Source organism: Micromonospora sp. NPDC005413 (assembly GCF_040606435.1).
Lineage (GTDB): Bacteria > Actinomycetota > Actinomycetes > Mycobacteriales > Micromonosporaceae > Micromonospora.
The window spans coordinates 32,019-44,501 of the sequence record NZ_JBEXEV010000026.1; the positions used below are offsets into that span (position 1 = coordinate 32,019).

8 protein-coding genes are annotated in these 12,483 nt (G+C 73.9%); 5 read left to right on the top strand and 3 right to left on the bottom strand.

Annotation, left to right across the window (positions count from 1 at the left end; all coding sequences use genetic code 11):
• Positions 1 to 98 precede the first annotated feature (98 nt).
• Positions 99 to 1,574 (bottom strand): D-alanyl-D-alanine carboxypeptidase/D-alanyl-D-alanine-endopeptidase, encoded by a 1,476-nt coding sequence (gene dacB, locus ABZS37_RS23560; protein ID WP_355172306.1) that lies wholly within the window; start codon positions 1,572 to 1,574, stop codon positions 99 to 101.
• A gap of 629 nt (positions 1,575 to 2,203) precedes the next feature.
• On the opposite strand from dacB, the gene ABZS37_RS23565 reads away from it, so the two are divergent.
• Positions 2,204 to 2,710 carry an inorganic diphosphatase gene (locus ABZS37_RS23565; protein WP_355172193.1) on the top strand — a complete coding sequence of 169 codons (507 nt, stop codon included), beginning with the start codon at positions 2,204 to 2,206 and terminating at the stop codon, positions 2,708 to 2,710.
• A 31-nt stretch (positions 2,711 to 2,741) separates the two neighbouring features.
• Here the strand turns inward: ABZS37_RS23565 and eccD are convergent, their stop codons facing one another.
• A complete protein-coding gene (eccD, locus tag ABZS37_RS23570) occupies positions 2,742 to 4,145 on the bottom strand; it encodes a type VII secretion integral membrane protein EccD (protein ID WP_355172195.1) in 1,404 nt (467 codons plus the stop codon).
• A gap of 101 nt (positions 4,146 to 4,246) precedes the next feature.
• Here eccD and eccCa point away from each other — a divergent pair, with 101 nt between their 5' ends.
• The 4 genes from eccCa to ABZS37_RS23590 all read left to right on the top strand — a co-directional run bounded on the left by eccCa (position 4,247) and on the right by ABZS37_RS23590 (position 11,234).
• Positions 4,247 to 8,230: a type VII secretion protein EccCa gene (eccCa, locus tag ABZS37_RS23575; protein WP_355172197.1), complete on the top strand. Its 3,984-nt coding sequence runs from the start codon at positions 4,247 to 4,249 to the stop codon at positions 8,228 to 8,230.
• Between the two features lie 74 nt (positions 8,231 to 8,304).
• The gene (gene mycP, locus ABZS37_RS23580) at positions 8,305 to 9,645 is read left to right on the top strand and encodes a type VII secretion-associated serine protease mycosin (RefSeq protein ID WP_355172199.1); all 1,341 of its coding nucleotides are present in this window, start codon (positions 8,305 to 8,307) and stop codon (positions 9,643 to 9,645) included.
• A 52-nt stretch (positions 9,646 to 9,697) separates the two neighbouring features.
• Positions 9,698 to 10,489 (top strand): phosphatase PAP2 family protein, encoded by a 792-nt coding sequence (locus ABZS37_RS23585; RefSeq protein WP_355172201.1) that lies wholly within the window; start codon positions 9,698 to 9,700, stop codon positions 10,487 to 10,489.
• Between the two features lie 37 nt (positions 10,490 to 10,526).
• Positions 10,527 to 11,234, top strand: coding sequence for a phosphatase PAP2 family protein (locus ABZS37_RS23590; RefSeq protein WP_355172203.1), 708 nt, complete (start codon positions 10,527 to 10,529; stop codon positions 11,232 to 11,234).
• A gap of 13 nt (positions 11,235 to 11,247) precedes the next feature.
• Here ABZS37_RS23590 and ABZS37_RS23595 read toward each other — a convergent pair whose 3' ends face one another.
• Positions 11,248 to 12,426 carry a MarP family serine protease gene (locus ABZS37_RS23595; RefSeq protein WP_355172205.1) on the bottom strand — a complete coding sequence of 393 codons (1,179 nt, stop codon included), beginning with the start codon at positions 12,424 to 12,426 and terminating at the stop codon, positions 11,248 to 11,250.
• Positions 12,427 to 12,483: the final 57 nt, after the last annotated feature.

Genomic DNA, 12,483 nt, shown 5'->3' on the forward strand with positions numbered 1-12,483 from the left:
CACCGTACCCGCGCCGCGACACCCCGGCCCGGGCTCGCGCCCCCGATCGACGCCGATGGCGGCTCCGGTGCGGGCCGGAAACTCCGACCGGCGACGGGTCAGCGGCAGCCGCAGCTGGCCAACGCGGCGGCGATCCGGTCCAGCTCAGGCTGGGCGGTCTCCTTCCCGCCGGGCACCTTGTCGGTGAGCACCGCGAAGGTGAGCAGCCGACCGTCGGCCGTGGTGACCAGGCCCGCGATGGAGTGCACGGCAGTCAGCGTGCCGGTCTTGGCCCGGACGGTGCCCGCCCCGGCGGCGGTGCCGGGGGCATTGCGGTAGCGCTCGTTCAGGGTCCCGGACCAGCCGCCCACCGGCAGACCACCGAAGACGCCGGCCAACTCCGGGTGATCCGGGCTGGCCGCCAGCCGGACCAGGTCGGTCAGCAACGACGGGCTGATCCGGTTACGGCGGGACAGGCCGCTGCCGTCGGAGAGGGTGATCTCGTCGGCGGGCAGGCCCAACTCGGCCACCTCCGCGTCCATCGCGGCAGCGCCCCCGTCGAATGAGGCCGGCTGGTTGCGAGCCAACGCGACCTGACGGGCCAGCGCCTCGGCCACCAGGTTGTCGCTCTCGCTGATCATGATGTCCACCATCCGGATCAGCGGCGGAGACTGCACCACGCCCAACTCGGTGCCCGGTGCCGGGGGGCCACCGGCCGCGGCCTGGGCCGGGGCCGCGCCACGCTTCACGGCGTCGGCCGGCACCCCGAGCAGCCGGGCGAACGACTTGCCGGCGGCCAGGTCCGGCTCGGCGAACCGCGCGGCGGCCCCGTGCTCGACGCCCGGGTCCCTGCGCGCGCCGTCGGTCATCAACGCGGTCACCGCGCCGCCAGAGCCGCCAGTGGGGATGTCGTCGTCCCAGCCCGGGCCGAAAACCGGGCCGGAGTAGACCGAGCCGTCGACGATGACACTGGTCGGGGTGGTGCCGCCGAGCGCGGTGCGCACCTGGGCGGCCAGATCGTCGAGGCGCGCCGCTCCCGGGTAGTAGCCCTTCTTGTCGATCGCGAGGGTGGGGTCGCCGCCACCGACGATCACCACCTCGCCGGTCTTCGCACCGGCCACCGCCCGGGTCGGAATCCGGTAGCCGGGTCCGCGGGCTGCCAGCACCGTCACCGCGGTCGCCAGCTTTGTCACCGAGGCGGGCACCGTGCCGTCGTCCGCCCCCTTCGCGAACAGCGTCTGGCCGGAGATCACGTCGGCCACCGAGACGTTCACCCGGTCACCCAGGGCAGCGGCAGCGACCAGCGGATCCAGCGCGGCACGAACCCCATCCGGGGTGGGCACCGGGGCGTTCGCGTCCGGACCGGCCAGCACGTCCGACGGGTCGGGCTCCGGGGCCACACCAGCGGCGGTCGGCGCGGACCCGGCGTCGTCGCCCAGCCACCCGGCGACCGGGCCCGGCCGGGTCACGACGACTCCGACGCCGGCGAGCACCAGCAGCAGCACGACGGCCAGCACCACCGGCAGCCGCCGCCGACGGCGCGGTGTGACGGGCGCGGGCGCGGGTGCCGGTGCGGCACCGGCGGGCGCGGGCAGCGCGGAGATCGGCGGACCCAGCGGTGGGACGCCGGCGGGGTCCGGGGCGGTCGGCGCGTGACCGGACGGCGGGCCGCCCGACGCCGGACTGACCGGAACCGCGGCGCTCCCGCGCGGCGGGCCGCCCGACGCCGGACTCACCGGAACCGCGGCGCTCCCGCGCGGCGGGCCGCCCGACGCCGGACTCACCGGAACCGCGGCGCTCCCGCGCGGCGGGCCACTCACCGGCTGATCACCGCCGACCACCGGGAAGCGACCGGTGTTCGGGCTGGACGGGGCCGACCCGGCGAGCGGGCGCCATGGCAGCGGCGCAGGGCGCTCGGGCACCGTCTCCGGTGCCGGGGTCGCTGGCTCGGGAGCGCGTGGGAGGTGGGCCTCCGGCACCGGGACCCGCCCCGTGGCACCGCCGGAGCCCGATCGTCCGGTACCGTGCGCGGAGCCCCCGTCCGGGCGGTAGTGTGAATCTTCCCTCCCCACGACCCCCTCCTCCCCCAGCAAAAATCGGCTTGGGTGACACTACTTCGGTCCGAAGACTATGCGGCGGCCGGAGTCGGTGGGTGGGCATTCGCCTGTCCGGAGGGCCGCCAGTGGTTCCGTTAGCCAGCGTGGGCAGACGAGGGAGCGTGCAGATGGATTTCGACGTGACGGTTGAGATCCCGAAAGGTCACCGGAACAAGTACGAGGTGGACCACAAGACCGGCCGAATCCGGCTGGACCGCACCCTCTTCACGTCCACCCAGTACCCGGCCGACTACGGGTTCATTGAGGGCACCCTGGGCTTGGATGGCGATCCGCTGGACGCTCTCGTGCTGGTGCCCGAGCCGACCTTCCCGGGCTGCCTGATCCGCTGCCGCACCATCGGCATGTTCCGGATGACCGACGAGAAGGGCGGGGACGACAAGGTCCTCTGCGTGCCCTACGAGGACCCTCGCCAGGAGCACCTGCGCGACATCCACCACCTCGGCGAGTTCGACCGGCTGGAGATCCAGCACTTCTTCGAGGTGTACAAGGACCTGGAGCCCGGCAAGTCGGTGGAGGGCGCGACCTGGGTCGGCCGCACCGAGGCCGAGGCCGAGGTCCACGCCTCCTACCAGCGGGCCAGGGACGCCGAGGCGCGTGGCGAAGCCGCGCACTGACGACTGCTGACGTGCCGGGCCCGAGGGTCGCTCACCCGAGCAGCCCTCGGGCCCGGTCGTACAGGTCGAGCACCGCGCAGGCGATCGGCACCACGGCGACCACCAGGGCCGTGTCGGTGAGGTCCGCGACCCTCCCGAGGTACGGCGAGACCGGTCGGCGGGCGTACCCGGTGCCGCCGGCGACGGCCACCAGGGCCAGCGCCGCCCCGCCGAGGACCAGCGCCAACTGCCCGGCGTCGTCGGCCCGGTCGACCAGCACCGCGCCGAGCACCGCGTAGCCGGCCAACCCGGCGAGCACCGTCGGCACCCGGTGCCGCAGCGCCACGAACAGCCGCGACCGCAGCAGCAGCACGGCCGAGGTGACCGCCACGAGCACCCGACCGGCCGTTCCGCCGGCAACCCCGAGTACGACCGCCGCGGCCACCGCCAGCAGGGCCTGCCCGATCAACATCCCGGTGAGCATCTCCTCGGTGCGCGTCACTGCGGCGTGTACCCGGCTTCGGTCCGGCAGGTCCCGGGCTCGCTCCGGCTCTTCCGCAGGGGTCGAGGTCGGCAGGGTGATGGGCGGCAACGGCAGCTTGCCCAGCCGGATGGCCAGCAGCGGGATCACGCCGACGGCGAAGACCAGTGCGCTGAGCAGCACCGCCGCTGTGCCGGCCGGGGTGAGCAGCAGCCCGCCGAGCGCGGCCCCGGCGCCGATCAGGCCGACCGTGACACCGGCTACGAAGACCCGCAGCCGGCTGGCCACCCCGAGGAGGCCGATCAGCGCCACCAGCAGCAGCGCCACCGAGCCGGCCAGCAACTCGGGAGCGCCCACCCAGCGGGCCGGCCCGAACGGCCCGATCGGGTCGCCGGAGCCGACCGCGAGGGCACCGGCCGTGAACGCGTACGGCAGCGCGTAGCCGCCGAGGGTCGCCCCGGCGGTGCCGTCGCCGTTGGCGCGGGAGGCCACCGTGCCGGCCACGGTGAGCAGCAGCGCCACCACGCCGGCCGCCAGCCAGCCAGCCCGGTGCGTCGGGCCACCGGCGAGCAGAGCGAGCAGCCCGACGGAGAGCGGCACGGCGGCACCGGCGAGGCCGGCGGTCCGGGTGGCGGTGGGCGACCAGGCGCCGCCACGGCGGCGGGCACCGTCGGCGATCGCCTCGATCACGTCGTCGTACTCCAACTCGGGCCAGTGCGCGCGGGCCGGCACCAGGTGCAGCACCTCACCGTCGCGGACCCCCTGTGGCAGGAGCGCCTGGGCGGTCGCCAGCAGGGCGCCGTCGGTACGGCGCAGCACCCAACCGCCATGCTGCTCGCCGTCGTCGGCCAGCCCCTCGCCGGCGTGCCGGAGCACGTCGGGCAGCAGCTCGGCCAGGGGCACCTGCTCCGGCAGGGCGACGTCCACCCGTCGGTGCGGCGCGCTGATGGTGACGCGGGCCAGCCCGGTAGTCATCGACTGATCTCCATATCGAGGGGGATCGGAGGCTGCGCGGACGACAGGACTTTACCTACCATGAGCCAGGCTCGGGTTACCCAGCGCTGTCAGGAGGCCGAGTGTCCACCGTCGTCATCAAGCGTCCGCCGCGTCGACCAGCACCGGAGATCCCCGCCGGCGAGCTGCCGGTCGAGGCGCCGCCGGAGATCCCCGTGGTGACCGGCGGGCGGTGGCAGCAGATGTTCATGCTGCTGCCCATGCTCGGCGGCACGGTGGCGATGGCGATGATGTTCGGCCGGGGCGGCGGCGCCTACTCGTACGTGGTGGGCGGGATGTTCGGGCTCTCGTCGTTGGCGATGCTGGTGACCTCCTGGGGCAGCGCGTCCGGCACCCCGAAGAAGTCCGAGATGATGGCCGCCCGCAGGGAGTACCTGCGCCACCTGGCCACGCTGCGGCGGCGGGTCCGGCGAACCGCCGGGCAGCAGCGGGCCGGGCTCTACTACCGGCACCCGGACCCGGGCGGACTCTGGTCGACCGTGGACAGCCACCGGGTCTGGGAGCGGCGACCCGCCGACCCGGACTTCGCGGTGGTGCGAGTCGCTGTCGGGCCACAGACCCTGGCCACCCCGCTCGTTCCCCCGGTCACCCGGCCGCTGGAGGAGCTGGAGCCGATGACCGCTGGCGCGCTGCGTCGCTTTCTGGACGCGTACTCCGTGGTGCCGGACCTGCCGGTGGCGCTGTCGCTGCGCAGCTTCGCCCGGGTGCACGTGCGGCCCGCCGGCCGCCCCGGCGGCACTGGCCCGACCACCAGCGGGCAACCCACCGGCGACCCGGCAGCGCAGGCGCTCGTCCGGGCCGTGCTGACCCAACTGGCCGTCTTCCACGCCCCCGACGAGCTGCTCGTCGCGGTCTGCGCAGGGCCGGAACGCCGGACCTGCTGGGAGTGGGTGAAATGGCTTCCGCACGCCCACCATCCCGGCCGCACCGACGCGCTCGGCCCGGTACGGCTGGTCACCAGCTCCGCCGCCGAGCTGGAACGGCTGCTGGCCGACGTGCTGGCCACCCGGTCCCGGTTCAGCCCGACCGGCCCGGCCACCGACGGCCCGCACGTGGTGGTGGTCCTCGACGGGGGTGACCTGACCGGCGCCAGCGACCTGACCGGTGACGGCGGCATCGACGCGGTCACAGTGCTGGACCTGGACACCCCTCCGCCTCGGCTGCTCGACCGGTACGCGCTGCTGCTGGAGTTGCACGGCCGGCGGCTGCACTCGTGGTCGTCCGATGGCCACGCCGAGGTGGGCAGCGCCGACCAGCTCGACCTCGCCGACGCCGAGGCGATCGCCCGACGGTTGGCGCCGCTACGGCTCGCTGGTACGGCACGCGGGCCGGACGCCCCGCTCCAGGCCGACCTGGGCCTTCCCGAGCTGCTCGGTCTCGGCGACCCGGAGAGCTTCACGGCCGAGCAGGGCTGGCTGCCGCGCTCGGCACGGGACCGGCTGCGAGTGCCCATCGGGGTGGGTGCGGACGGCGGTGCCATCGAGCTGGACCTCAAGGAGTCCGCCCAGGACGGGATGGGCCCGCACGGCCTGCTCATCGGGGCGACCGGTTCCGGCAAGTCCGAGCTGCTCCGCACGCTGGTGCTGGGGCTGGCCGCCACGCACAGCTCCGAGCAGCTCAACTTCGTGCTGGTCGACTTCAAGGGCGGTGCCACCTTCGCCTCGTTCGACCGGCTGCCGCACACCGCTGCCGTGATCACCAACCTGGCCGACGCGTTGCCCCTGGTCGACCGGATGGTCGACGCGATCAACGGGGAGCTGGTCCGCCGCCAGGAGCTGCTGCGGCGCGCCGGCAACTTCGCCAGCGTGCGCGACTACGAGCGGGCCCGGGCGGCCGGCAGCCCACTGGCCCCGCTGCCGTCGCTGCTGCTGATCTGCGACGAATTCTCCGAACTGCTCTCCGCCAAGCCCGACTTCATCGACCTGTTCGTGCAGATCGGCCGGCTGGGCCGGTCGCTCGGCGTGCACCTGCTGCTCGCCAGCCAGCGGCTGGAGGAGGGACGGCTCCGCGGGCTGGACACCCACCTCTCGTACCGGATCGGGTTGCGTACCTTCTCCGCGCTGGAGTCCCGCACCGTCCTCGGGGTGCCGGACGCGCACGAGCTGCCCCGCTCGCCGGGCCACGGCTACCTGCGCAGCGGCACCGATCCGCTGGCCCGGTTCAAGGCCGCGTACGTCTCGGGTGCCGTCCGCCGTCGGACCGCGACGGCCGGCGTCACCGCCGAGGGGGGCGCACGGCTGCTCACCTTCACCACCCACGTCGTGCCGGTGCCCGAGCCGGTCACCCCGGTGGTGCCTGCCGTGGTTGAGGACGAGGGCAGAGAGACGCTGCTCGACCTGCTGGTGGACCGGCTCGTCGGGCAGGGCCCGCCGGCGCATCAGGTCTGGCTCCCGCCGCTCGGTCAGCCGCCGGCCCTGGACGAACTGCTCGGCCCCGTCGAGGTGGACCCGAAGCGCGGGCTCACCGTGGGCAACCCGGAGCTGCACGGGGCACTCGGAGTGCCGCTGGCCGTTGTGGACAAACCGTTGGAGCAGCGCCGGGACCTGCTCTGGCTGGCGTTGGACGGGGCAGCCGGGCACGTCGCGGTGGTTGGTGCGCCGCAGAGCGGCAAGTCCACCGCGCTGCGCACGCTGATCTGCGCGCTGGCGCTCACCCACACCCCTGCCGAGGTGCAGGTCTACTGCCTCGACTTCGGCGGCGGCGGGCTGGCCGCGCTGCGCGACCTCCCGCATGTGGGCGGGGTGACCGGTCGTGCCGACCCGACCGCCGTACGACGCACCGTCGGCGAGATGACAACCCTGCTGGCCGATCGGGAGCGCCGCTTCGCGGAGCTGGGCGTGGAGTCGATGGCCGCGTACCGACAGCGCCGGTCCGCAGCCGGTACGGCCAGCCAGCCGGGCGCCGACCCGTTCGGCGACGTGTTCCTGGTGATCGACGGTTGGAGCACCGTCCGCGGGGAGTACGACGACCTGGAGCCACTGGTCACCGATCTGGCCACCCGGGGCCTGTCGTACGGGCTGCACGTGGTCGCCACCGCGCTGCGCTGGTTGGATTTCCGCCCGGCGATCCGGGACCTGTTCGGCTCCCGGCTGGAGTTGCGCCTCGGCGACCCGGCCGACTCGCTGGTGGCCCGGCGTGCCGCCGCGAACGTGCCCGAGCGCGCCGGCCGAGGGGTTACCGCGGAGGGCCTGCACTTCCTCACCGCGCTGCCCCAGCTCGCCGTCGCCAGCGGGGACACCGCCGACCTGGTCAAGCGGGTCGCCGACGGGTGGGCGGGCGCTCCGGCGCCCCGGGTCCGGCTGCTCCCGCCGGTGCTGCCGTACGCCGATCTGGACCTCGCGGCGACGACCGGCCTGCGGCTGCCGATCGGGATCGCGGAGGCGGACCTGCGTCCGGTGCTGCTCGACTTCGCCACCGAGCCGCATTTCGTGGTCTTCGGCGACTCGGAGTGCGGCAAATCGTCGTTCCTGCGCGCACTGGCCACGTCGATCATCACCCGGTTCACTCCCGAGCAGGCCCGGGTGATCCTGGTCGACTACCGGCGCAGCCTGCTCGGTGCCATTGAGACGCCACACCTGATCGGGTACGGCACCGCTGCCGCGCACACCGCCGACCTGGTCGAGTCGGCCGTCGGTTACCTGGAGCGGCGGGCTCCCGGGCCGGAGGTCACCCCGCAGCAACTGCGTGACCGGTCCTGGTGGTCCGGGCCCGAGCTGTTCGTGCTCGTGGACGACTACGACCTGGTGGCGGCCGGGCCGGCTAACCCGTTGCGTGCGCTGGAGGAGCACCTGCCGCACGCCCGCGACGTCGGGCTGCACCTGGTGCTGGCCCGCCGATCCGGTGGAGCGGGCCGCGCCCAGTACGAGCCGATCGTGCAGCGGCTGCGGGAGCTGTCCACCGCCGGTCTGGTGATGGCGGGCAGCCCGGAGGAGGGCGCACTCGTCGGGCCGGTGCGGCCCGGGCCGCTGCCACCGGGACGCGGCCGGCTGGTCACCCGACGAGAGGGCGTACGCCTCGTTCAGCTCGCACAATTGCCGCCACCATGACGTGACTCGCCGGTTCTTCCCGTGACGGGTGGGGAAACCGGTAATCTCCGATCGTCATGGTTCCGTCGGGATGAATGGCTGGGGATGTGACTGGGGTGCGGCACAGCGGTCCGTCAGCGGCCCGGCGGGCGACCGGCCGGGCGCTGCTCGGTGTGGCCGCGGCGCTCGCCGTCGTGGCGCCGACCGCGGCCAGCGTGCCTGTCGCCGCGCCCACCAACGGCGGACAGCTCGCCGGCGCGCCGATGGCGTTCGCCCCCGGCGACACCGTCGCCCGCACGGACCAGGTTCGCGACGAGCAGTGGCAGCTCGACGAGTTGCAGGCCGAGACGGCCTGGCGCAGCTCGACGGGCCGGGGCGTGACCGTCGCGGTGGTCGACTCCGGAGTGGACGGCACTCATCCCGACCTGGTCGGCCAGGTGCTGCCCGGCCGGGACCTGGTCGGCCCGGACGGCGGTGCGGGCCCGGATCCGGTGGGGCACGGCACCACGGTCGCCGGCCTGATCGCCGGGCGCAAGGACGACAAGCGGGGCGTGGTCGGTCTGGCGCCGGACGCCCGGATCCTGCCGGTCCGGGTGCTCGACGAGGAGAACCGCTACGACGACGCGTTGATCGTCGCCCAGGGGGTCCGCTGGGCGGTCGACAACGGCGCCCGCGTGATCAACCTGTCGTTGGGCGGCAGCGGCGACAGCCCGGCCCTGGCCGCGGCCCTGGACTATGCGTTCGCCCGGGACGTGGTCGTGGTCGCCTGCACCGGCAACCTGGCCACCTCCAGCAGCACCAAGGTCTGGTATCCGGCCCGTGAGCCGGGGGTGATCGCGGTCGCCGGCCTCGAGCGCAGCAGCGACAACCTGTGGTCCGGGTCGATCACCGGCCGGGCGACGGTGCTCACCGCCCCCGCCAGCGGGCTGGTCGGCGCCAAGCCCCCCAACGGGTACTGGCGGGTGCAGGGCACCAGCTTCGCCGCACCACTGGTGGCGGCCACCGCCGCGCTGGTCCGGTCCCGCTATCCGCAGATGCCTGCGGGTGAGGTGGTCAACCGGTTGCTGGCCACCGCCCGAGACCTCGGCCCGACCGGGCGGGACGACCGCTTCGGGTACGGGGTGGTTGACCCGGTGGCCGCGCTGACCGCTCAGGTGCCGCCGGTGACCGCCAACCCGTTGGACGATCAGACGTCGCCGGGCGTGATCGGTTTCGGCCCGGCTCCCGGCTCGGCCGACGACGACGCGGTGTCCGGTGCCGGCAGCGACCCGCTCGGTCTTGCCGCGCCCCGACAGCAGAGCCGGTGGACGGCGCGGGCGGCGGGTGGCCCGGACACATCCGCACCGGAGCAGTTGTGGACCGGGGTCGCGCTCCTCGCCGCCCTGGTCGGCGGCACCGTCTTCCTGGTGCGCCGATTTCGCCAGCGGGCCCGTTGACCGCAGCCCGTCGGCAGGCCTGACCGGCCACCCGGCCGGGTAGAACCGACCCATGAGTACGCATCGGCCTCCCACTCTCGCCTCCGCCGGCCAGCCGTCCTGGCGGCACCGCCGCCTCGACCCGGACCATTCGCTGGGTCTGCGGCTGACCTTGGCCGCGACGGCGGCGTTCCTGGTGCTGGTGCCTTTCGCGCTGCTCGCGCTGCTGGTGCTCGGCGCCTGGGCCCCGCTGCACCGGTTGGACGGGGCTGTCACCGACGCGCTGCACGGGTACGCGCTCGACCACCCGGCCTGGGTCACGGTGATGCGAATCTGGAGCGAGGTGTTCGCGCCGATGCCGCTGCGCGCCGTCGCCCTGCTCGTAGTGATCTGGCTGCTGCGCCGGGGAGCCCGTCGGCTGGCCCTCTGGGCGGCCACCACCATGGTCGTCGGTGGGTTGTTCGGTCCGCTGCTCAAGCTGCTTGTCGGCCGGGACCGGCCGGAGCTGTTGGACCCGGTGGCACGGGCCGCCGGCTACTCGTTCCCCTCCGGGCACGCGCTGAACGCCACCCTGGCCGCCGGGGTGCTGCTGCTGGTGTTCCTGCCGTACACGGGGCGAGGAGCGGCGCGGGTCGCGCTCTGGGTCGCCGCGGTGCTCCTCACCGTGGTGACAGGGCTGAGCAGGATCGCGCTCGGCGTGCACTTCACCAGCGACGTGCTGGGCGGCTGGCTGCTCGGTGTGGCGGTGGTCGCGGCGACCACCGCGGCGTTCACCAGTTGGCGGGCGCACACCGGCCTCCGGCCGGTCCGGCCGGCCCGCGACGGCGTCGCTCCCGAAGTCGAGCGGCACCCCGGAGCGGCCTGAGGCGTGACGACGAGGTCGGCTGGGTACTGGGCGACGCATGTCCGAAACGGTGCTCCAGATCGTCCGGCGGGTGCTGCTGCCGGTTTCCCTCCTGCTCGGCGTCATGGTGCTGCTCGGGGTGCTCGTCACCCGGGTGTTGGCCCGGACCTGGCCGTTCACCGTGGAGGACGCGGTGAACCGGGAGTTCGCCGCCGACCGCAGCGGCGGCTGGAACGACGTCTCACTGGTGTTCAGCACGCTGGCCAGCACCCAGATGATCGTCGTGGTCACCGTGCTGGTGGCGCTGGCGCTGCGGCTCTGGCTCAAGCGCTGGCGGGAGCCGCTGTTCCTGTGCGCGGCGGTGACCGCCCAGGCGCTGGTGTTCCTGCTGACCACGCTGGCGATCGACCGACGGCGGCCGGCGGTGGAGCACATGGATGTCTCGCCGCCCACGTCGAGCTTCCCGTCCGGGCACACCTCGGCGGCGGTGGCGCTCTACGTCGGCATCGCCGTGCTGATGGCCCTGCGGGTACGGAGCACCGGGGCGAAGGTCGCCTGGTGGACGCTGCTGCTGATGGTGCCGCTGGGAGTGGCGCTGACTCGGATGTATCGGGGAATGCACCACCCGAGCGACGTGGTGGCATCCTTCCTCAACGGCGGCACCTGCGTCGCGATCATGGCTCGCGCGGTGCTGGACCGAGGGCTGCGGTGGGGGCGGGCGAAGCTGCCGACCGTGGGGCGACCCACCGTGCCGGCGGGAAGCTGACTCCGCGCGGCGCTCAGGTGCACTCGCCGGTGCCGACCTGCCGGTTGCGTTCGGCGCCGGTCAACGCCACCGGACGGGCCTCGGCCGCGGTCACCGCGAAGCCGGTGTTCGGGTCATCGGCCGCCGCCGCGAAGATCACACCCAGCACCAGGCCGTTGGCGGAGAGCAGCGGGCCGCCGGAGTTGCCACTGCGGACCAGCGCCCGGATCGTGTAGATCTCCCGGGTGACGTCGCCGGAGGAGTAGATGTCCGGCCCCTTGATCCGGTCGACGTCGCGGATCCGCGCCGACTGCGCGTTGTAGGGGCCGTCGAGCGGGAAGCCGAGCACGATGGCGTCGGAGCCGCTGCCCGCGTTGCCGGCGGCGAACCGCAGTGACGGGCCGGGCAGCCCGGGTACGAGCAGCACGGCCAGGTCCCGGTCCGGGTCGTAGACCACCACCTTGCCGTCGTACCGCTCGCCGCCCAACTCCACGGCGACCGAGCGGGTGCCGGCGACGACGTGCGCGTTGGTCATCACCCGGTCGTCGGCGTACACGAAGCCGGAACCCTCGATGCGGCGGGAGCAGCTGGGCGCGGAGCCCAGCACCTTGACGACCGACCGCTGACCGTTGACCACCACCTGGGAGCCGGCCAGCGCCGGGTCGGGCGGGTCGACCTGTCGGGCCCGGGTGGGCGCGAGGTCACCGAAGACGTCCGGGAACCCGTTGGTGTCGACGGTGTCCTCCAGCGCGGTGGAGAGCCGGTGGGCCTGCTCCGGCAGGACCTGGTTGACCACCGTGATCAACGCGCTGTTGCGCACCGAGGCGGCGAGCCAGGGCACCGAGGACGAGCCGAGCGGTACGGCGACCAGCCAGGCGAGCAGGAGCACCGCGAACAGCGAGACGAACGCCCCACCGACGTCGTCGATCCGTTTGCCCACGTCGCTGGTGATCGTCTTACGCAGGTGCGAGCCGAGCCAGCCGGCGAGTGCCTGCCCGACCACGGCCAGCCCGAAGATCGCCACCAGCGAGATCAGCACCCGGGTGCCGGCGTCCACGAACTGCCGCGCGAGCAGCGGCCCGAGCTGGAGACCCAGCAGCAGACCCAGGAAGAAGCCGGACAGCGACGTGATGCCGATGACGAAGCCCTGGCGGTATCCGCTGATCGCGAACACGAGCATGAGCAGCAGCAGGACGAGATCCACGACCGACACGGGTCAAGCGTACGGGCAGTGCGCCCGCCCGATGACCATCGCTTGCGGAAGGTGACC

Coding starts and splice junctions, on each gene's coding strand:
- ABZS37_RS23585 (WP_355172201.1), top strand. CDS start 9,698: ATGAGTACGCATCGGCCTCCCACTCTCGCCTCCGCCGGCCAGCCGTCC.
- mycP (WP_355172199.1), top strand. CDS start 8,305: ATGGCTGGGGATGTGACTGGGGTGCGGCACAGCGGTCCGTCAGCGGCC.
- ABZS37_RS23590 (WP_355172203.1), top strand. CDS start 10,527: ATGTCCGAAACGGTGCTCCAGATCGTCCGGCGGGTGCTGCTGCCGGTT.
- ABZS37_RS23565 (WP_355172193.1), top strand. CDS start 2,204: ATGGATTTCGACGTGACGGTTGAGATCCCGAAAGGTCACCGGAACAAG.
- eccD (WP_355172195.1), bottom strand. CDS start 4,145: ATGACTACCGGGCTGGCCCGCGTCACCATCAGCGCGCCGCACCGACGG.